General features: G+C 72.7%; 17 protein-coding genes. 7 read left to right on the forward strand and 10 right to left on the reverse strand.

Translation table 11 applies throughout. The annotated features are described in order from the left end of the window. Positions 1 to 62: 62 nt before the first annotated feature. The 3 genes from AC0AIB_RS09460 to ettA are packed head-to-tail and all read right to left on the reverse strand — an operon-like array spanning position 63 to position 2,997. The gene (locus AC0AIB_RS09460; RefSeq protein ID WP_465096440.1) at positions 63 to 875 is read right to left on the reverse strand and encodes a DUF8185 domain-containing protein; all 813 of its coding nucleotides are present in this window, start codon (positions 873 to 875) and stop codon (positions 63 to 65) included. Next, positions 872 to 1,318: an acyl-CoA thioesterase gene (locus tag AC0AIB_RS09465; protein ID WP_328343701.1), complete on the reverse strand. Its 447-nt coding sequence runs from the start codon at positions 1,316 to 1,318 to the stop codon at positions 872 to 874. The genes AC0AIB_RS09460 and AC0AIB_RS09465 overlap by 4 nt, the downstream gene beginning before the upstream one ends. 2 nt (positions 1,319 to 1,320) lie before the next feature. Beyond that, positions 1,321 to 2,997: an energy-dependent translational throttle protein EttA gene (ettA, locus tag AC0AIB_RS09470; RefSeq protein WP_328343699.1), complete on the reverse strand. Its 1,677-nt coding sequence runs from the start codon at positions 2,995 to 2,997 to the stop codon at positions 1,321 to 1,323. Positions 2,998 to 3,209: 212 nt separating this feature from the next. Here ettA and AC0AIB_RS09475 point away from each other — a divergent pair, with 212 nt between their 5' ends. The 4 genes from AC0AIB_RS09475 to otsB all read left to right on the forward strand — a co-directional run bounded on the left by AC0AIB_RS09475 (position 3,210) and on the right by otsB (position 8,028). Next, complete coding sequence (locus AC0AIB_RS09475; protein ID WP_465096441.1) at positions 3,210 to 3,494, forward strand: hypothetical protein; 285 nt, start codon at positions 3,210 to 3,212, stop codon at positions 3,492 to 3,494. Beyond that, positions 3,491 to 3,883, forward strand: coding sequence for a hypothetical protein (locus tag AC0AIB_RS09480; RefSeq protein WP_328343695.1), 393 nt, complete (start codon positions 3,491 to 3,493; stop codon positions 3,881 to 3,883). Before AC0AIB_RS09475 ends, AC0AIB_RS09480 begins: the two co-directional genes overlap by 4 nt. 141 nt (positions 3,884 to 4,024) lie before the next feature. Then, entirely contained in the window at positions 4,025 to 5,425 is a 1,401-nt protein-coding gene (locus AC0AIB_RS09485; protein ID WP_328343693.1) for an alpha,alpha-trehalose-phosphate synthase (UDP-forming), read from the forward strand. 41 nt (positions 5,426 to 5,466) lie between these two features. Beyond that, entirely contained in the window at positions 5,467 to 8,028 is a 2,562-nt protein-coding gene (gene otsB, locus AC0AIB_RS09490) for a trehalose-phosphatase (protein ID WP_328349105.1), read from the forward strand. A gap of 401 nt (positions 8,029 to 8,429) precedes the next feature. Here the strand turns inward: otsB and cobA are convergent, their stop codons facing one another. The 3 genes from cobA to cobC are packed head-to-tail and all read right to left on the reverse strand — an operon-like array spanning position 8,430 to position 11,913. Then, entirely contained in the window at positions 8,430 to 9,719 is a 1,290-nt protein-coding gene (cobA, locus tag AC0AIB_RS09495) for a uroporphyrinogen-III C-methyltransferase (protein ID WP_465096442.1), read from the reverse strand. Beyond that, positions 9,716 to 10,828, reverse strand: a complete 1,113-nt coding sequence (gene cobT, locus AC0AIB_RS09500) for a nicotinate-nucleotide--dimethylbenzimidazole phosphoribosyltransferase (protein ID WP_328349103.1) — start codon at positions 10,826 to 10,828, stop codon at positions 9,716 to 9,718. The genes cobA and cobT overlap by 4 nt, the downstream gene beginning before the upstream one ends. Beyond that, positions 10,828 to 11,913: an Rv2231c family pyridoxal phosphate-dependent protein CobC gene (gene cobC / locus AC0AIB_RS09505; RefSeq protein WP_465096443.1), complete on the reverse strand. Its 1,086-nt coding sequence runs from the start codon at positions 11,911 to 11,913 to the stop codon at positions 10,828 to 10,830. The genes cobT and cobC overlap by 1 nt, the downstream gene beginning before the upstream one ends. 134 nt (positions 11,914 to 12,047) lie before the next feature. Between cobC and AC0AIB_RS09510 the strand changes: the two genes are divergently transcribed. Then, entirely contained in the window at positions 12,048 to 14,180 is a 2,133-nt protein-coding gene (locus tag AC0AIB_RS09510) for a transglycosylase domain-containing protein (protein ID WP_465096444.1), read from the forward strand. A 51-nt stretch (positions 14,181 to 14,231) separates the two neighbouring features. On the opposite strand, the gene AC0AIB_RS09515 is transcribed toward AC0AIB_RS09510, so the two are convergent. Further along, positions 14,232 to 15,677, reverse strand: coding sequence for a cobyrinate a,c-diamide synthase (locus AC0AIB_RS09515; protein WP_442930629.1), 1,446 nt, complete (start codon positions 15,675 to 15,677; stop codon positions 14,232 to 14,234). A 127-nt stretch (positions 15,678 to 15,804) separates the two neighbouring features. Here AC0AIB_RS09515 and AC0AIB_RS09520 point away from each other — a divergent pair, with 127 nt between their 5' ends. After that, positions 15,805 to 16,620 carry an SURF1 family cytochrome oxidase biogenesis protein gene (locus AC0AIB_RS09520; RefSeq protein ID WP_328343686.1) on the forward strand — a complete coding sequence of 272 codons (816 nt, stop codon included), beginning with the start codon at positions 15,805 to 15,807 and terminating at the stop codon, positions 16,618 to 16,620. A 480-nt stretch (positions 16,621 to 17,100) separates the two neighbouring features. Here AC0AIB_RS09520 and AC0AIB_RS09525 read toward each other — a convergent pair whose 3' ends face one another. Beyond that, positions 17,101 to 17,229 carry a hypothetical protein gene (locus AC0AIB_RS09525; RefSeq protein ID WP_465096445.1) on the reverse strand — a complete coding sequence of 43 codons (129 nt, stop codon included), beginning with the start codon at positions 17,227 to 17,229 and terminating at the stop codon, positions 17,101 to 17,103. Between the two features lie 154 nt (positions 17,230 to 17,383). On the opposite strand from AC0AIB_RS09525, the gene AC0AIB_RS09530 reads away from it, so the two are divergent. After that, positions 17,384 to 18,175: a hypothetical protein gene (locus tag AC0AIB_RS09530; RefSeq protein WP_328343684.1), complete on the forward strand. Its 792-nt coding sequence runs from the start codon at positions 17,384 to 17,386 to the stop codon at positions 18,173 to 18,175. A 109-nt stretch (positions 18,176 to 18,284) separates the two neighbouring features. On the opposite strand, the gene AC0AIB_RS09535 is transcribed toward AC0AIB_RS09530, so the two are convergent. Beyond that, complete coding sequence (locus tag AC0AIB_RS09535; protein ID WP_465096446.1) at positions 18,285 to 19,883, reverse strand: ATP-dependent DNA ligase; 1,599 nt, start codon at positions 19,881 to 19,883, stop codon at positions 18,285 to 18,287. Positions 19,884 to 19,937: 54 nt separating this feature from the next. Beyond that, positions 19,938 to 20,144, reverse strand: a complete 207-nt coding sequence (locus tag AC0AIB_RS09540) for a hypothetical protein (protein WP_067308586.1) — start codon at positions 20,142 to 20,144, stop codon at positions 19,938 to 19,940. Positions 20,145 to 20,162 lie beyond the last annotated feature (18 nt).

The following is a 20,162-nucleotide window of genomic DNA, read 5'->3' on the forward strand; positions in this document are numbered from 1 at the left end:
CCGGACAGCCGGGTTGAGACACCCCCCCAACGGCAGCCCCAGTCCGGAAGAATGAGCCGGGGTCATACTTTCGGCTGATCCCGTACCGGACGAATTGCGAGATCGGGAACTTTCCGCGACCAGGCGGCTCCGTATGGTCCCACCAGGCCGACCCACCGACCGGCCACCCGGACCTGGACCTCCCCCGCCCCACCGCCACCGGCCGGGCCGAGGAATCCCATCCGGACCAGACCCTGCACCAGTCGTTGGGTCACCTCCACCGGCTCGGTCGGCCCGGTGTCCGGGGTGACGGTCACCGCGACATGGTCCAACAGCGCGTCCCGCAGCATCCGCTGCCCCACCGCGCGACCGCGTACCCCCTCGGTGGCGGCGGCACGCAGGGTGCCCGCCGCCGCCTCGGCGATCCCTCTCAGCTCGGCGGCGGGCAGCGCCTCGACCGGTCGACTCGCCGCCGGGGGCAGCGGCCAGCGCCACCGGTCGTCCCGGGCCGGGGGCAACGGCCAGGGCCACCGGTCGCCGTCGGCCAGGGCATCGCCGGCCGCGGGCGGCCCGGCGTCGGCCGGGGCCAACCGGGCCAGCAGCTCGGCCGCGACCACCGTGACGTCGGCCGGGGCCCGCCCCGCCACCGTCCGGACCACAAGCACGTCCCACGGCAACCGGGCCCAGAGGGCGGTACGGCCGACATCGGCCAGCGGGCGCAACCGGACCACCGTGGCCGGGTCGAAGCGCACCAGCCGGGCGAGGAAGGCCCCCGCGTCGGCCGTGTCCCCGCGCCCGGCGTGGGCGACGTCCCCGCGCCCCGCGTCGGCCGCGCCTGCGTGAACCGGGTGGGGAGTGTCCCCGCGCCCCTGGTGGGCGGGCGACCCGGCGTTCACGCCGCTCCGCCGGTCAGGGCCCACGACGCCAGGAAGGCCCGCTCGTCGTCGCTGAGCCGGCGGGGCCGCTTCTCGACCAGGTCGAACGGGACCAGCACCGAACGGGCGGTGCTGGCCAGCACCGCACCGTCGTACAGCTCGTAGGCGACGGTGAACGAGGCGGCCCGGATCCGCTCCACCCACAGCTCGATCCGGACGGTCGGCGCGGCCTCGGCGGTCGCCCGGCCGAGCGCGTAGTCGACCGGGCGCAGGTAGTCGACCTCGTGTCGGCGGATGACGACCCCGTCGGCGAACGAGCCGACCCCCCACGCCTTGCCGCCGGCGAACATCAACGCCACCCGCGCCTCCTCGTACAGGGTGAGGAAGCGCGAGTTGTTGACGTGGCCGTACGCGTCCAGGTCGGACCAGCGCAGGGTGCAGTGGTAGACGAAACGGTCCGCCATGTTCAGTCGCGGGTCAGCTTGCGGTAGGTCACCCGGTGCGGGCGGGCCGCCTCGGCGCCGAGCCGGTCGATCTTGTTCTTCTCGTACGCGTCGAAGTTGCCCTCGAACCAGAACCACTTCGACGGGTTCTCGTCGTCGCCCTCCCAGGCCAGGATGTGGGTGGCGACCCGGTCGAGGAACATCCGGTCGTGGGAGATCACCACGGCGCAGCCGGGGAACTCCAGCAGCGCGTTCTCCAGGCTGGACAGCGTCTCGACGTCCAGGTCGTTGGTCGGCTCGTCGAGCAGGATCACGTTGCCGCCGATCTTGAGGGTCAGCGCCAGGTTGAGCCGGTTGCGCTCGCCACCGGAGAGCACCTTGGTCGGCTTCTGCTGGTCGGGCCCCTTGAACCCGAACGCCGCGATGTACGCCCGGGACGGCATCTCGACCTTGCCCACCATGAGGTAGTCCAGCCCGTCGGAGACGACCTCCCAGACGGTCTTGTCGCCGTCCAGGCCCTCGCGGTTCTGGTCGACGTACGACAGGGCGACGGTGGGGCCGACCCGGACCTCGCCGCTGGTCGGCTGCTCCAGCCCGACGATGGTCTTGAACAGGGTGGTCTTGCCGACGCCGTTCGGGCCGATGATGCCGACGATGCCGTTGCGCGGCAGCGAGAACGACAGGTCGTCGATCAGCAGCCGGTCGCCGAAGCCCTTGCCGAGCTGGTTGGCCTCGATCACCGTGCTGCCCAGGCGCGGGCCCGGCGGGATCTGGATCTCCTCGAAGTCCAGCTTGCGGGTCTTCTCCGCCTCGGTGGCCATCTCGTCGTAGCGGTCCAGGCGGGCCTTGGACTTGGTCTGGCGGGCCTTGGCGTTGGAGCGGACCCACTCCAGCTCCTCGGTGAGCCGCTTCTTCATCTTGGCGTCCCGGCGACCCTCGACGGCCAGCCGGGCGGCCTTCTTCTCCAGGTAGGTGGAGTAGTTGCCCTCGTAGCCGATGGCCCGGCCCCGGTCCAGTTCCAGGATCCAGCCGGCCACCTTGTCCAGGAAGTACCGGTCGTGGGTGATCGCCATGACGGTGCCGGCGTACTTGGCCAGGTGCTGCTCAAGCCAGGAGACGCTCTCCGCGTCCAGGTGGTTGGTGGGCTCGTCGAGCAGCAGCAGGTCGGGTGCCTCCAGCAGCAGCTTGCACAGCGCGACCCGGCGGCGCTCACCACCGGAGAGCTGGGTCACGTCGGCGTCCGGCGGTGGGCAGCGCAGCGCGTCCATGGCGAGTTCGAGCTTGGAGTCGATGTCCCACGCGTCGGCGTGGTCCAGCTCCTCCTGGAGCCGGCCCATCTCCTCCATCAGCTCGTCGGAGTAGTCGGTGGCCATCTGCTCGGCGATGGCGTTGAACCGCTCCAGCTTGGCCTTGGTCTCGGCGACCGCCTCCTCGACGTTGCCGAGCACGGTCTTGCTGTCGTTGAGCGGGGGCTCCTGGGCGAGCATGCCGACGGTGTAGCCGGGCATGAGCCGGGCCTCGCCGTTGCTCGGCTTGTCCAGCCCTGCCATGATCTTGAGGAGGCTGGACTTGCCGGCGCCGTTCGGACCGACCACACCGATCTTGGCCCCCGGCAGGAAGCTCAGCGTCACGTTGTCGAGCACGACCTTGTCGCCGTGCGCCTTGCGCGCCTTTTCCAGGACGTAGATGTACTGGGCCACGGTGCGGGCTACCTCCGTCGATTGCTGTCGCCTCGGGCGGCGGCGCGGCGCGGGCTGCGACCTTCGCCCGCCGCCGCCGGCCGGGGGCCGGCCACGCGCACGCCATAGTCAATCCTGACAGGTACGGCCCGCCGCGCCCACATCACCCCGCCCCGGCAGCGGTACGGCGTGCCGCGTTGCGGCAGCGCGGTATAACTGGTTAGCGTCTTTGTATGACCAAGAAGATCGCGGTGAGCCTGCCGGACGACGTCGCGGAGCGGTTGGCCCGGGAGCCGAACGTCTCCGCCTTCGTCGCGCGGGCGGTGCGTCGTCAGATGGCCGGTGAGCAGACCCGGGCGGTCCTCTCCCACGCCGGGTTCGCGATCACCGACGAGGACGTGGCCTGGGCCCACGCGGAGATGCAGCAGCTCGCCGCCGGCATCACGCCCGAGCTTCGCGAGCAGGCCACGCGAGTCCAGACAGAGGTACGCGCCGCGCGGGCCAGGGCCCGCCGGTGACGCAGTTCGGCCTGGCGCTCGACACCGCCGCGCTGCTTGCCTACTCGTCCGGCGCCAGGGCCGTCGGGGTGCGGATCGCCGAGGCCGCCGACTACGCCCGGGACGTGCTGGTACCCGGCCTCTGCCTGGCACACGCCCACGAGCGGGCCACGGTCGCGCAGTGGGAACTGCTCGAACTGCTCGCCGCGCTGCCCCAGGTGCAGGTCACTGCGGTGGAGCCGGACATGTGCAGCTACCTCGGCGGCTGGTCGCGCCGGATGAGCGGCCGGCTGGATCTGGCCCAGCTCGCCATGGAAGCCGCCACCAACCCCCTGGTGCCGATCATGACGGACCGGCGGGAACTGCTCGCTGAGGTGTTACCCAAGCAGTGGCCGGTCATCGACCTCTGAGCAGGCGATGTCGACAAGATCACGGTACGGGTTCAGCAGGCGTGGTACGGGTAGGTAACTGCGGCACTGGGTCCCAGAGGCCGCAGCTACGCTCAGTACGCTCATCGCGGTGGACCCGTCAGCACCCGGAGGTGGCCGATCGTGACCGTCCGTAGCTCCTTTGTCGTTGTGGCCAACCGACTGCCGGTCGACGAGGTGAGCACACCTGAGGGACGGCAGTGGCGACGCAGCCCGGGTGGGCTGGTCACCGCGCTGCACCCCGTCCTCGCCGAGCATCGGGGCACCTGGGTCGGCTGGGCCGGTGGCACCGGCGCCGCCCCGGAGCCGTTCGACCTGGAGGGCATCCGATTGCACCCGGTGCCGTTGAGTGCCGAGGAGTTGGAACGCTACTACGAGGGCCAGTCCAACGCGACCATCTGGCCGCTCTACCACGACGCCGTCGAGACCCCCGCCTACAAGCGCCGCTGGCGGGAGGCGTACCGGCTGGTCAACGCCCGGTTCGCAGAGGCCGCGGCGGACGTCGCGGCCGAGGGCGCGACGGTCTGGGTGCAGGACTACCAGCTCCAGCTGGTCCCGGCGATGCTGCGCGAGCTGCGGCCGGATCTGAAGATCGGCTTCTTCCTGCACATCCCGTTCCCGCCGATCGAGCTGTTCATGCAGATGCCGTTCCGCACCGAGATCCTGCGCGGTCTGCTCGGCAGTGACCTGGTCGGTTTCCAGCAGCGGTTGGCCGCGCAGAACTTCGTCCGGCTGGCCCGGCACCTGCTCGGCCTGCGCTACGAGGGCCAGATGATCCAGGTCGACGGGCGGCAGGTGAAGGCCGGCGCGTTCCCGATCTCCATCGAGACCAGGGAGATGGAACGGCTGGCCGAGGACCCGGCGATCCAGGCGCGGGCCAAGCAGATCCGCGAGGAGCTGGGCAACCCCAAGACGATCATCCTGGGCGTGGACCGGCTCGACTACACCAAGGGCATCGAGCTCAGACTCAAGGCTTTCCGCGAACTTCTTGCTGACGGAAAGTTGACAGTTCCGGACGCGGTTATGGTGCAGGTCGCCACCCCCAGCCGCGAGCGCGTGGAGCACTACCAGGCACTTCGTGTCAAGGTAGAACGCGAGGTTGGTCGGATTAATGGCGAATTCGGCAGGGTCGGCGTGCCTGCGGTGCATTATCTGCATCAGTCGTACAGTCGCTCCGAACTGGCCGCGATGTACGTCGCGGCCGACGTGATGATGGTGACCCCGCTGCGAGACGGAATGAACCTGGTGGCCAAGGAGTACGTCGCGTCGCGCGCCGACCAGGGCGGTGCGCTCGTGCTCAGCGAATTCGCGGGCGCGGCCACCGAGCTGCGTCAGGCGTTCCTGTGCAACCCGCACGACCCCGACGCCGTCAAGGACGCCCTCCTGCGGGCTGTACACGTAGAGAAGCCGGAGGCCCGTCGACGCATGCGGATCATGCAACGTCATCTGCGCACCCACGATGTGGGGCACTGGGCGAATTCCTTTTTGACCGAGTTGGGCGCACCGGGGACGGAGGCCGAGTGAACGCCCCCACCGCCGAGATCATCACCCCCGCCGCCGGGACGATGGACCCGGAGCTGCTCGCCGCGATCGGCCGGATCGCCCGCGTACCACAGCTCCTGGTCGCCTGCGACTACGACGGCACCCTCGCGCCGATCGTCGAGGACCCGAGCAAGGCGGTGCCGCTGCCCGAGTCGGTCGCCGCCGTCCGGGCGCTGGCCGCGCTGCCGCAGACCACAGTCGCGGTGGTCTCCGGGCGCGCGCTGCGCGACCTGGCCGCGCTGTCCCGGCTGCCCAACGAGATCCACCTCGTCGGCAGCCACGGCTCCGAGTTCGACATCGGCTTCGTCGAGCGGCTCTCCCCCGAACTGGTCGCGGTCCGCACCCGGCTGCGCGACGCGCTGCGCGAGATCGCCGTCGCCCACCCGGGGGTACGGCTGGAGCGCAAGCCGGCCAGCGTCGCGGTGCACACCCGCGGGGTCGACCCGCAGGTCGCCGCCGCCGCCGTCGAGGCGGTCCGCAACGGGCCGGCGAAGTGGGACGACGTCACCGTCACCCAGGGCAAGGAGGTCATCGAGCTGTCGGTGGTCGCCACCCACAAGGGCACCGCGGTCGACCAGCTCCGGACCCAGCTCTCGGCCAGCGCGGTGCTCTTCATCGGCGACGACGTCACCGACGAGAACGCCTTCGGCAACCTGCACGGCCCCGACCTGGGCATCAAGATCGGCCCCGGCGACACCCAGGCGCACTACCGGGTGGCCGAGCCGATCGAGGCGGCCCGCGCGCTCGGTCTGCTGCTGGAGACCCGCCGGCACTGGCTCTTCGGCGAGCGGGCGGTGCCTATCGAGCGGCACTCGATGCTGGCCAACGGCCGTACCGTCGCGCTGCTCACCCCCGAGGCCAAGGTCAGCTGGCTCTGCCACCCCAAGCCCGACTCGGCGGCGATCTTCGCCGACCTGGTCGGCGGCAGCCCGGCCGGGCACTTCACGGTCGGGCCGGAGCGCGGCGGAATCCCGCTGGGCCAGCGTTACCGCAACGGCACGATGACCGTCGAGACCCGCTGGTCGGGGCTCACCGTCACCGACTGGCTGGACCTACCGGCCCGGGAGACCACCCCGGACGGCCCGGCGGTCATCACCGGTGACTCCACCCTGGTCCGGGTGCTCACCGGCTCAGGCCGGGCCCGGATCGAGTTCGCCCCGCGCCCCGAGTTCGGCCAGGTCGCCACCCAGCTCCAGCCGATGGACGACGGCCTGCTGGTGCTCGGCTCCAACGAGCCGGTCGCGCTCTACTCCCCCGGGGTGTCCTGGCAGGTCCGCAACGACGGCGGGTACCAGACCGCGCACGCCGTGGTCGACCTCTCCGCCACCGGCGGCCGGGTGGTGCTGGAGCTACGCTTCGGCACGCACAGCCTGGAGGACCACACGGTCGCCATCCACGACCGGCAGGCCAGGGCCGAGCAGCCCTGGAAGGACTGGGTGGCCTCGCTACGGCTGCCCGCCACCGCCCGGGACCTGGTCGCCCGCAGCGCGCTCACCCTGCGCGGGCTCTGCCACGAGGCGACCGGCTCGATCCTGGCGGCGGCGACCACCTCGCTGCCGGAGGAGCTGGGCGGCGTCCGCAACTGGGACTACCGGTACTGCTGGCTGCGCGACGCGGCGATGACCGCGCGGGCCCTGGTCGACCTCGGCTCGATCGAGGAGGCCGAGGCGCTGCTGCGCTGGGTGGACGGCTGCATCGAGCGCACCGGCGGGCACCCCGAGCGGCTGCACCCGCTCTACACCGTCGACGGTTACGAGCTGGGTGCCGAGGCGGTCATCGACACCCTGCCCGGGTACGCCGGTTCCCGGCCGGTCCGGGTCGGCAACCTCGCCAACCACCAGCTCCAACTGGACGTCTTCGGGCCGATCGCCGATCTGATCGCGGCCGTCGCCGACGCCCGGGGTTCGGTCCGCGACGACGAGTGGCGGGTGCTCGACAACATGGTCGAGGCGGTCCGTCGCCGCTGGCACGAGCCCGACCACGGCATCTGGGAGGCCCGCCTCCCACCTCGGCACCACATCTTCTCGAAGGTGATGTGCTGGATGACCGTCGACCGGGCCCTGCACGTGGTGCGTCAGCACGACGGCGAGGACCGGCCGGAGTGGGTCGAACTGCGCGACCGGATCGGTGCCAACGTGCTGGAGAACGGCTGGCACGAGGAGGTCGAGGCGTACAGCGTCGCGTACGGCGACGAGGACATGGACGCCTCCTCGCTCTGGATCGGGCTCTCCGGCCTCCTCCCGGGGGACGACCCGCGCTTCCTCTCCACCGTGCTCAAGATCGAGGCGGATCTGCGCAGCGGTCCGGTCGTCTACCGGTACCACTGGGACGACGGCCTGCCCGGCCGGGAGGGTGGCTTCCACATCTGCACGGCGTGGCTGATCGAGGCGTACCTGCGCACCGGTCGGCGCACCGACGCCGAGGAGCTGTTCGCCCAGATGGTCGACACCGCCGGCCCGACCGGGCTGCTCCCCGAGCAGTACGACCCGCTTGCCGAACGCGGGTTGGGCAACCACCCGCAGGCGTACAGCCACCTCGGGCTGATCCGCTGCGCCCTGCTGCTCGACAACATGCTCAAGCAGTGATCTGAACAGCACCGACGACGGCCGGGAGGAGCCACTCCCGGCCGTCGTCGCGTTCGTACCGTCCCGCAGCGCCTACCGTCCCGCTGACCGCCGCCCCGGGCCCGACGGTAACCGCCGCGGGTCCGGTGGTCAGCGCCGCGGGTCTCTCGGCACGGCGACGAGGCTCGGCACCGTGTGGCGGGCTCCAGAGCTGACATTCGCGTGCTTTGGAGCTGATGACGTATGCGACTCACCCGCGCTGCTGCTGCCCGCGACGGTCGACGACCAGGCTGACGACCCGGTCCCACACCGCCGCGAGCGATTCGTTGACGTCATCAGGTCCAAAGGGGCCGCGCACGGTCATAGTCGGCCGGCCGGCACTGCTCGTCGCTGCTGCCAGTCGCCGTCCCTCGGCCCGGCGGTCAGGTGGTGAGTGCGTCGACCACGTCGCCGATCACCACGATGGCCGGTGGACGCAGACCCGCCTCGACGACGTCCGCCGCCACCGCGCCGAGGGTCGAGCGGAGGCTCCGCTGGCTCCCCGTGGTGCCCTCCTGGATCACCGCGACCGGGGTCGCCGCGTCCCGGCCGTGGTGGGTCAGGACGGCGGTGATGGCGGCCAGGTTCTTCAGCCCCATCAGCACCACGAGGGTGCCGCGCAGGCCGGCGAGGGCCTCCCAGCGCACCAGGGAGACCGGCGAGTCCGGGGCGACGTGCCCGGAGACCACTGTGAACTCGTGCGCCACCGACCGGTGGGTGACCGGGACACCAGCCGCCGCCGGCACGGCGATCGCACTGGTCACCCCCGGCACCACGGTCACCGGTACGCCGGCCGCCGCGCAGGCCAGCAGCTCCTCCCCGCCACGGCCGAAGACGTACGGGTCACCGCCCTTGAGCCGGACCACGACCTTCCCGGCGAGCGCCCGGTCGACCAGGATCCGGTTGATCTCCTCCTGCGCGCGGGACGGCCCGTAGGGGATCTTGGCGGCGTCGACCAGCTCGACGTCGGGGCGCAACTCGTCCAGGAGCAGCCCGGGGACCAGCCGGTCGGCGACCACCACGTCCGCCTCGGTGAGCAGCCGCCACCCCTTCACGGTGATCAGCTCCGGGTCGCCCGGTCCCGCGCCGACAAGCGACACCCGTCCGATCGGGCCGGGGGGAGGGGCCTCCCCGCTTCCCAGCCCGGCCGGTACCGGACCCTGCGCGCCCGCGGCGGCCCCGACCACCACGGTGTCCCCCGGATCGGCGAGCAGCCCGGTCCGCGCGGTGAGCAGTTCCCGGACGGCGTCCCGGACACTCATCGCCCGGTGCGGGTCGCCCCCGCCCAACACGGCCACCGTCACCGGCCCGTGCCGGGTGACCGCCGGGGTCCAGGCGGTGGCCGCCGCCCGGTCGTCGGCCCGCACGCAGAAGATCCGCCGTTCGGCGGCGACCGCGCTGACCGAGGCGGCGGCGTGCGGGTCGTCCACCGCGACCTGCACCAGCCATGCGCCGTCCAGGTCGTCGGGGGCGAACCGGCGGGGCCGCCAGTGCAGCCGGCCGGCATCGACGTGCGCGCGCAGCGCCGGGGTCACCTCGGGGGCGACCAGCAGCACGTCGGCGCCGGCGTCCAGCAGGGCGGGCACCCGGCGGCTGGCCACGGCGCCGCCGCCCACCACGACCACCCGCCGCCCGGCGAGCCGCAGGCCGAGGGGGTACGGGTTGGCGCTCACTTCTCGGAGACCCCCGCCGCATCGAAGGTGGCCACCTCGTGCAGCACCCGGACCGCGCCGGTGACCACGGGCAACGCCAGCAGCGCGCCGGTGCCCTCGCCGAGCCGCAGGCCCAGGTCGACAAGCGGGTCGAGGCCGAGGTGGCGCAGCGCCACGCTGGCACCCGGCTCGGCGGAGCGGTGCCCGGCGATCATCGCGCCGACCGCGTCGGGGGCGAGGGCGGCGGCGACCAGCGCGGCGCTGACCGCGATCACCCCGTCGAGCAGCACCGGAACCCGGCGGGCCGCCGCACCGAGGATCAGGCCGGCAAGCGCCGCGTGCTCCAGGCCACCGACGGCCGCCAGCACCCCCAGCGGATCGGCCGGGTCGGGCCGGTGCCGCTCCAGCGCCGCCCGCACCACGCCGACCTTGCGCCGGTACGTCTCGTCGTCCACCCCGGTCCCCCGGCCGGTCGCCTCGCCCGGGTCCACCCCGGTGAAAGCGGCGATCAGTGCGGCGGACGGCGTGGTGTTGGCGATCCCCATGTCCCCGGTGAGCAGCACACCCGCCCCGGCGTCGACCAACTCGTCGGCGACCCGGATGCCGACCTCGATCGCCGCCCGCGCCTCGTCCCGGGTGAGTGCGGCGGTGACCGTCATGTCCCGGGTGCCCCGCCGCACGTTCGCGTCGACCAGGCGCGGCGGCGCGAGGACGGCACCGGTCGGGCCGCCCGCCGGGCCGGCGGTGCCGGCGGTCGCCTCGGGTGGGAATGACAGCGGGGTGGCGACCCCGACGTCGACCACGGTGACCGAGGCGCCGGCCTGCCGGGCGAACGCGTTGACCACCGCCCCGCCGGCCAGGAAGTTTCCGATCATCTGGGCGGTGACCTCCTGCGGCCACGGGGTGACCCGCTGGGCGTGCACGCCGTGGTCACCGGCGAAGATCGCCACCGCCGCCGGTTCGGGCAGCGGGGGCGGGCAGGCTCCGGCCAGGCCGGCCAGGCGTACGGACAGCTCCTCCAGGGCACCGAGTGAGCCGGCCGGCTTGGTGAGCCGGGCCTGGAGGTCCCGGGCGGCGGTCATCGCCGACCCGTCGAGCGGACCGATCGCCGCGATCGTCGTCTCCAGCATCATGCCTCCAGGATCTCCGCCAGTATCTCGATGAACGCGTCGGTGGTCGCCGGGTCGCGGACGGCGATCCGCAGCCAGTCAGGTCCCAGCCCGGGGAAGGTGTCGCCGCGTCGGACGGCCCAGCCGCGCTCGCGCAGCAACTGGCGTAGCCGGTCGGCCCCGGGCCGGTGGATCAGGACGAAGGCGCTGGCCGGGCGGCCCGCGACGCGTACCCCGGGCAGGGCCGACAGGCGGGTCACCAGGTGCTCGCGGTCGGTGGCGAGCCGGGCGGCGACGGCGCGCTCGACGGCGACGGCGGTCGGCGACGCGACTGCGGTGGCGGCGGCCAGCGCCGGGGTGGAGACGGCCCAGAGCGGCTGGGCGGCGGCCAGCCGTTCCAGCAGGGCGGCCTCGCCCAGCAGGTAACCGATCCGCAGGCCCGCCAGCCCCCAGGTCTTGGTGAGGCTGCGCACCACCACCAGGCCGGGCAGGTCCCGACGAGCGGCGAGCGACTCCGGCTCACCGTCGACGCCGGGTACGCCGGTGGTGTCGGAGAACGCCTCGTCGATGACGAGCACCCGGCCGGGGCGGGCCAGCCCGGCCAGGTCGGCGGCGGGGTGCAGCACGGAGGTCGGGTTGGTCGGGTTGCCGATCATGACCAGGTCGGCGTCGACCGGCACCCGGGCCGGGTCGAGCCGGAAACCGTCGGCGGCGTCGAGCAGCACCCGCTCGACCTGGTGGCCTGCGGCCCGCAGAGCAGCCTCCGGCTCGGTGAACTGCGGGTGCACCACCACCGGCCGGCGTACCCCGGTCAGGGCGCGGGCGAGCAGCACGAAGCCCTCGGCGGCACCGGCGGTGAGCAGCACCTCCGCCGGTGGACGGCGGTGCCGGGCGGCGACGGCGGCGCGGGCCGGGCGGGGGTCGGGGTAGCCGGCCAGGTCGGCGAGGGCGGCCGTGATCGGGTCGGCCAGCCAGTCCGGCATCGGGTCCCGGCGGACGTTCACGGCCAGGTCGACCAGGCCGGGGGCGGCCTCGGCGTCGCCGTGGTGGGCGAGGTCCGGCTCGGTGCCGGTGGCCGGCGCGGTGCCTGTCGGTTGCCCTTGCATGACCGCGATCCTGCCGGGAAGCCGACGCCTGGGACAGCCGATCCGGGCGTGGGCCACATCACGGGACTCGACCAACTCCGGAGCGTTCATGAATTCTTCTCATGGATGAATCGGAAATGTCATAACTTGACCAGGTGAGCAATCGATCCTTCGCCGCCGCAGGTCGTTCCGTTCCACTCCTCCGCGCCGGGCTGATCGCCGGCATCGTGCTCGCCGCCGTGGCGTACCCGCTGGCCGCCGTGACAGGCCTGGGCGCCAAGGCCACCGCGCACGCCGTGGAGCACAAGACGAACATCCTGCGCACCGCCCTGCCCGCCGAGACGTCCTACCTCTACGCCCCGGACGGCACGACGATCCTGACGATGTTCTACGAGGAGTACCGGCAGTACACCAAGTTGTCGGACATGTCGCCGAACATCCAGCAGGCCATCGTCGCCGCCGAGGACAACCGCTTCTACCAGCACCGGGGGGTCGACCCCAAGGGCGTCGCCCGCGCCTTCGTGGCCAACGCCCGTTCCAGCGGCGTCTCCCAGGGCGCCTCCACGCTGACCATGCAGTACGTCCGGATGGCGCTGCGGGACAGTTCGCAGACGCCACAGGAGGTGCAGGAGGCAACCCAGCAGACCAGCCTGCGCAAGGTCAAGGAGATGCGGATGGCGCTGGACATCGAGAAGGAGCTGACCAAGGAGCAGATCCTGGAGCGCTACCTCAACTCGGCGTACTTCGGCCACCGGGCGTACGGCATCTACGCGGCGGCGCAGATCTTCTTCTCCAAGACCCCGGCCACCCTCACCCCGGTCGAGGCGGCCACCCTCGCCGGCCTGGTCAAGTCGCCCTCCGAGTACGACCCGCTCAGCTCGGACCAGAAGGAGGCCACCGGCCGGCGCAACTACGTCCTCGACAAGATGGCCCAACTCGGCTACCTGTCCCCGGACGCCGCCGCGGTCGCCAAGAGCGAACCGATCCGCACCCGGCCCACCACCCCGCCCAACGACTGCGCCTCGATACCCAGTAGGTACAACACCTGGGGCTTCGCCTGCGACTACGTGAAGAACTGGTGGAGCGCGCAGCCCGCGTTCGGGGAGAACCGGCTGGAACGGATGGACAAGCTGCGCCGGGGCGGCTACCGGATCGTGCTGAGTCTCGACCCCAAGGTCCAGGCCGCCGCCGAGAAGAACGTCGGCGCGAAGGACGCGGTCGGCAGCCCCTTCGCCAACGGGATCGTGGTCGCCGAACCGGGCACCGGGCGGATCAAGGCGATGGCGGTGAACCGGACGTACTCGCTGGACGTCAGCGAGAACGGACCCAGCTCCAACCCCGAGGCCGACCCCAAGACGAAGGCGAACTATCCGAACACGGTGGCCCCGCTGCTCGGCGGCGGCACCCTCCCCGGCTACCAGGCCGGCTCGACGTTCAAGATGTTCCCGATGCTGGCCGCCCTGGACGCCGGGATGCCACTGTCCACGGCGTTCGACTCGCCGTACCGGTACAAGTCGGCCGTCTACGACGGCTGGGTGCCGTCCAACGCCAGCGGGGCGATGACCGGCCGGCAGACCATGTGGTCCGGATTCGGCAAGTCGGTGAACACCTACTTCGTCCAGTTGGAGGAGAAGATCGGCGCGGACCGGGGGGTGCACCTCGCCGAGCAGTTGGGGCTGCGCTGGCGTACCGACGTCGACAAGGAGCAGGCGTCGCCCGCCAAGGCGAAGAAGTGGGGCGCGTTCACCCTGGGTGTCTCCGACGCCACCCCGCTGGAGATGGCCAACGCGTACGCCGCGATCGCCGCCGACGGCCGGTACTGCGAGGCGATGCCCGTCAACTCGATCACCAACCGGGACGGCACCCCGGCCACCTACAAGACCGCCGGGGGCATCGAACGGGAGGTCGCGAAGCCCCGCTGCCGCCAGGTGGTCAACGCCGACGCGGCCCGCGCCGCCACCGACGCGGCCCGCTGCCCCACCGGCGACACCCCGGCCAAGGGCACCTGCGGCGGCTGGTCGACGGCGGACAGCGTCCGCCGCACAGTGGGCCGCCCGGTGGCCGGCAAGACCGGTACCACGGACAGCACCAGGTCGGCCTGGTTCGTCGGCTACACCCCGGAACTGGCGGCGGCGAGCTTCATCGCCGACCCGGACAACCCGTTCAACGCCGTCGGCGACGGGCAGTCCCAGGTCCCGGTCAACGCGGTCGCCCAGACCCTGCGGGACGGCCTCAAGGGCACCCCGACCCGCCAGTTCACCCCACCGTCGGACGCCATCGTCGGCTGACACCCGGATGCTGGCGTTGGGGGTGAGACCCGGGCCGCCGGGCGGTGGTGGTCAGGCCGGGGCGGCGACGCCCTCGACCGGCGAGGGCAGCGCCGCCGCCGTCACCAACCGGGTCGCGATCTCGGGGTACGCCGCCCAGTGCAGGCCGAGCTGGGAGGCGTGCACGCCCCGCCAGACGAAGCCCTCGGGCGTGCCACCCTCCCAACTCCAGGCGGCCCGCGGCCCCGACCTGGGAGTGAGCACGGCACCGTGCTGCTTGTAGCCGACCACGGTCGCCCCGGTGCCGGCGACCACGCTGTCGGACTGGGCGACCGCCTCCCGGTAGCCCACCACCAGGCCGTCCCGACTGCCGCCGATCGCGTCCAGCACCCCGCACATCGGCAACCCGTCCAGCTCGCGGGCCAGCCACAGCAGGCCGGTGCCCTCGGCGACCACCGGACGCCCGGTGCGGGCCAGCTCGGCCACCGCGATGCAGAGCCGCCGGTTCGCCGAGAGATCCCGCGCGTACGACTCGGGCAACGCGCCGCCGACGACAAGCGCGCGGGTGCCGGCGGGCAGCGCCTCGTCGCGTAGCGGGTCGACGGTGACCACCTGCGCCCCGGCGGCCCGGAGCAGCTCGGCGACCTCCGGGTGGCCGTAGCTGCCACCCGGTCCCCCGGCGAGTGCCACCACCGGCGCGTCCCCGGCCGGAGCCGTGGTGGCCGGAGCCCCGGGGACGGGCGACCACGGTGGGACGGAGAGCGCCGGGGCGGAACGGGCCAGCGCGAGCAGGCGCTCCAGGTCGACCGTGCCGGCAACCGCCTCCCCGAGCCGGCGGACCGCCCGGGTCGCCTCGGCGTCGCGGGCGAGGACCGGCACCACACCGTGCCGGCGCGAGGGGAGCACCGGGGGAAGCTCGTGGCGACGCAGCGCGCCGTAGACCGGCATCCCGACGTCGTCGAGCGCCTCCCGGAGCATGGACTCGTGCCGGCCGGAGGCGACCTGGGTCAGGATCACCCCACCCAACCAGAGCTGCTCGTCGTACGAGCGGAAGCCGTGCACCAGGGCGGCCACCGACTGCCCCATCGCCGCCACGTCCACCACCAGCACGACGGGGCTGCGCAGCGCGGTCGCGACGGCGGCGGTGGACTCCGCGTCGGGCCGGCCGGCGACCGAGTCGTACAGGCCCATGGTGCCCTGGACCAGGGCCAACGCGGCGCCCTCGGCACCGTACGCGAAGAGTGGCCCGAGCCGGTCGGCGCCGACCAGCCGGGGGTCGAGGGTGCGGCCGGGGCGACCGGCGGCCAGGCCGAGGTACGCGGCGTCGACGTGGTCCGGGCCGACCTTGAAACCGGCGACGTCGAGCCCCCGGTCGGCGAGGGCCGCGAGCAGGCCGACGGAGAGCGCGTTGGTGCCGTGACCGGAGGACGGCGCGCTGAACACGAGGCGCGGCACGGCGGTCATCATCGACTCCTCGGTGGCGACGGGTGGTGGCGCGCGGACGGCCGGGAGGAACACCGGCGGCGATCCGCTCGCGTGACCATACCCGCCCAAGCCGACGCTGGAGACCGCCGATCCGAGGCCGTACGGACCGGTCCCGGGCCGTCGCGGAGGGTGGCGTCGGTCATACGGGTAGCCTCGTGCTGTGTACCGGTTCCTGCTGACCCCACGCTGGCTGGGCATCCTCGCGTTGACCCTGGTCGCCGCCGCCGTCATGGTGCTGCTCGGCAACTGGCAGCTGGACCGCTACCGGGAACGCACCGCGGTCAACGAGCGCATCGACGCCGGCACCGCAGGCACCCCCGCGCCGCTGCGGGCCACGCTGCCCGCCCCGACCGGTGGCGCGGGCAGCGTCGGCCCGCCCCCCGCCGAGCAGGCCGAGTGGAGCCGGGTCACCGCCACCGGTCGGTACGACGCCGCGAACGTGGTCCTGGTCCGGGGTCGGACCGTGGAGAGCAAGGTCGGCTTCGAGGTGCTCGCCCCGCTGGTGCTCGACGACGGCACGGCGGTGCTTGTCGACCGGGGTTGGGTGCCGCCAGCGCCCGGTGGTGCGCTGGCCATGCCCCAGGTGCCCGCGCTGCCGACCGGTGCGGTGACAGTCGTCGGCCGGGTGCACCCCACCGAGACCGGCGGCAACGGCGTGGACCGGCGCGACGGCCGGTTGGAGACCCGTCGGGTGACCGTGGACAAGCTGGCCCGGGAACTGCCCTACCCGCTGCACGGGGCCTACCTGCTGCTCGACGAGCAGACCCCGGCGAACGACCCGGCGTTCCGGGCGGTGCCGATCGGTCACACCAACAACTGGCAGAACTTCGGTTACGTCGTCCAGTGGTGGCTGTTCGCCGCGATGACGCTCTTCGGCTACGGCTGGGTGGCCCGTCGGGAGGCCCGCCACGCCGCCGGGCTGGACGCCCCGAAGCTCCCCGTCGACCGGGCCGCCGAGCCCGTCACCCCTGCCTGAGCTGCATTCGGCGTGTGGAACCGGGCTGGTGGACCGCTCCGTCGCCCCCCCGGCCCCCACCCGACGGCCGCCCCGCCCACGTCACGCCACCACCCCCGTCACGCCACCACCCACGTCACCCCACCACCCACGTCACCCCACCACCCACGTCGCGCCACCGCCCACGTCGCGCCACCACCCACGTCACCCCACCTCGGGCCACCGGCTCAAGGTCGGACCACCGGGCCGACACCCCCGGTCACGACAGCCCATCGGGCCGACACAATCGCTACGTCACGACGGATCACCCGCTGAGACCATCGCAAGGCCACGACGGACCACCGACCTATGGGTGTACGTCCTTTCGAGCTGATGACGTTGGCGATTCAGCCCACCACTGGTCGGTGGTGAGTCGCCCACCACTGATCGGTGGTGAGTCGTTTACGTCATCAGCTCGAAAGGACCCGAACAGGTATACCGGCCTGCCCTCCCCTGCCGGGCTCAAGCGCGGGTCGTGGTCGTGGCATCCGCAGCGCCGACCACCGCGACCACTACCACCGCGACCACCGCGACCACCGCGACCACCGCGACCACCGCGACCACCGCGACCACCGCGACCACAGCTAACACGACCGCGACACCGCCACGATTACCTCGACCACCGCCACCGCCACCACCGCCACGACCACGACCACGACCACGACCACGACGCCATCGTCGGAACGCACGACGACGCGGGAGGCGGTATGGTCCGCAACGTGTTCAACGCGCGTGAGGTGTCGTGATGACCTCCGATCCTGCCCCGTCGTACCCGTCCGATCCGCCCACGCAGGCGAGCCCCGCCTACGACCCGTGGGCACCGTCGCCGGACGTGGCCTCGACAACGGCGACGTTCCACCCGCCATCGACGCAGCCCGCACCCTCCACCGCCCAGTTCCCGACGGCAGGTTCCCCGGCAGCGCCGTTCGAGCCCGCCACCCCGCCGGAGGCCGGGCCGTACCCGGCACCGCCCGCACAGTTCTCCGCGCCGCCAGCACCATTCGCACCGCCATCCGCGCAGTTCTCCGCGCCACCCGCCCCATTCGCACCGCCCGCACAGTTCTCCGCCCCACCGGCGCAGTTCTCCGCGCCACCCGGGACCGGTCCCTATGCCGTGCCGCAGGCCGGGCCCTACCCGCCGCTGTTCGCGCCGACGGGAGCGGTGCCGGGGGCGGCAGTAGGGCACCAGCCGCCGGCGGTGCAGATCGGTGAGATCATGGTCAGCCCGCCGGTGATCCGTACCCCGGCCGGGGTGATGCCCCTGGCCGGTGCCGGCTGGTACGTGACCGACCACTGGCAGCGGGAGGAGAAGATCGCCAGTTGGGCGATCGTCTGCGCCATCCTCGGTTTCTTCTGTCTGACCATCTTCAGCCTGCTCTTCCTGCTGATCAAGGAGACGCGACACCACGGCACCGTGCAGGTGACGGTGACCAGTGGCGCCCATCAGTACGTGGCCCGCATCCCGGTCGTCGACCCGGGCCAGGTGCAGCAGATCAACAATCAGGTCAACTACGCCCGGTCGCTGTCGACGGTCTGACCCCGGGGTCGTCTTCACAAATCCCGGGCCAGCGGCCCTCCGCCCCATCGCCCCTCCGCCCCGTTAGCCCAGCGGCCTGACTACCCTGTGTCGCTCCGTCCGGTGACGGTCAATCGGCGGCTCGCCCGGCGTGCAGTGCCCGGACCGTATCGATGGTGTCGGCCTCGGCGGCCGACTTGTCGTCGCGGTAGCGCAGCACCCGGGCGAACCGGAGGGCCACCCCGCCCGGGTAGCGGGTGCTGGCGAGCACCCCGTCGAAGGCGACCTCGACCACCTGCTCGGGGCGGACCCGCACCACCCAGTCGCCGCGCTCCACGGCCAACCCGAGGAACCGTTCGGTCTGCCAACGCAGCAGCTCGTCGGTGAGGCCTTTGAAGGTCTTGCCGAGCATCACGAACTCACCGGTGCGCGGCTCCCGGGCACCGAGATGAAGATTGGACAACCAACCCTGCCGTCGGCCGCTGCCCCACTCGACCGCCAGCACCACCAGGTCGAGGGTGTGCCGGGGCTTGACCTTGACCCAGGCGGAGCCACGCCGACCGGCGTCGTAGGGGGCGTCCGTCGACTTGACCACGACCCCCTCCTGACCGGCGTCGAGTGCGGCGGCGAACGCCGCGGCGGCCTGCCCCGGGTCGTCGACCTCGACCCGGCCGACCAGCAACGGCCCGTCGACCAGATCGGCGAGTTGGGCCCACCGCCGCCGGCCGGGCAGATCGATCAGATCGTCGCCGTCGAGGTGCAGCAGGTCGAAGAAGTACGGCGTGAGCGCGGTCGCGTCGGCCAGCGGGGTGACGTCGGTCGCCGCGGTCGCACCGGTGGCGGAGGTGGCCCCGGTCGCGGCGGCGGTGGCGCGTCTGGCCGCCCTGCTGGAGGTCTGCGGGAACGGTAACGGCCTACCGCTGAGGTCCAGCCCGATCGCCTCGCCGTCGAGCACCAGTTCCCGGGCCGGCAACGCGCGCACCGCGGCAACCACCTCGGGCACCCGCGCGGTGATCTCGTCGAGGCTGCGGGTGAAGACCGCGATCTCGTCGCCGGAGCGGTGCACCTGGATGCGAATGCCGTCGAGTTTGACGTCGACCACCGCCGGAACCCCGGTGACATCGAGGGCGGCGTCGACCGAGGGGGCGCTGGAGGCCAGCATCGGCGCGAGCGGGCGGCCCACCTGGAGCCCGAACCCGGCCAGCGCGGCGGCACCGCCGGTGCGGGCGGCCACCGCGACGGCCCGCAGGTCGCCGGCGAGCAACAGGGCCCGACGTACCGTCGCCACCGGTACCTCGGCGGCTCGGGCAATGGCGTCGGCGAGCAGACCGGCCTGTGCGCCCTGGCGCAGCTCGCCTCGGAACAGGTCGACCAGGAACCGCTGCTCATCGGCGGTGGCGACGCCGAAGAGTGCGACGAGCAGTTGCCGGCGTCGGGCCTGGGAGCCCGGACCGTGCACGGCGGCGATCTCGTCGATCGCCGCGTCGACGGCGGTCACGGTCAGGGCCGGCTCGGTGGCCGGGGGCGGCAGGTCACGCAGGCTGGCCCAGCCGACGCCGGTCTGCCGCTGGCGCAGCTCACCGGCGAGGTAGCCGGAGCCGACCGACACCTCGGACGGGTCGAGCGCCCGGAGCGCGCCGGCCAACAGCTCCACCTTGGCGCGTCGGCCGGAGGTGGCCGAGACGGCCGCGGAGGTGGCTGCCAGGTCGAGGAACCGCACGCACCTCATCCTGCCAGCCACCCCCGACATCACCCGGGCATTGCCGTACCCGGGCCGCCCGGCTCAGGCCGAGACGGGTTCCTCGACGCGCAGACCACGGGCGCGGACCCCGTCGGCGACCCGGGACAGCACCCCGTCCAGGGCGACCAGCACGGCCGAGAGCTCGCCGAGCTGTTCCTTGAGCGTGTCCTCGGGCCACGCGGAGACGTCGACGTCCCCCAGAGCGCTCACGGCGGCTTCCAGCCGCGTCATCACGTCGTTCGTACGCATGTTCGAAAGGCTATACCA

Source organism: Micromonospora sp. DSM 43699 (assembly GCF_055517075.1).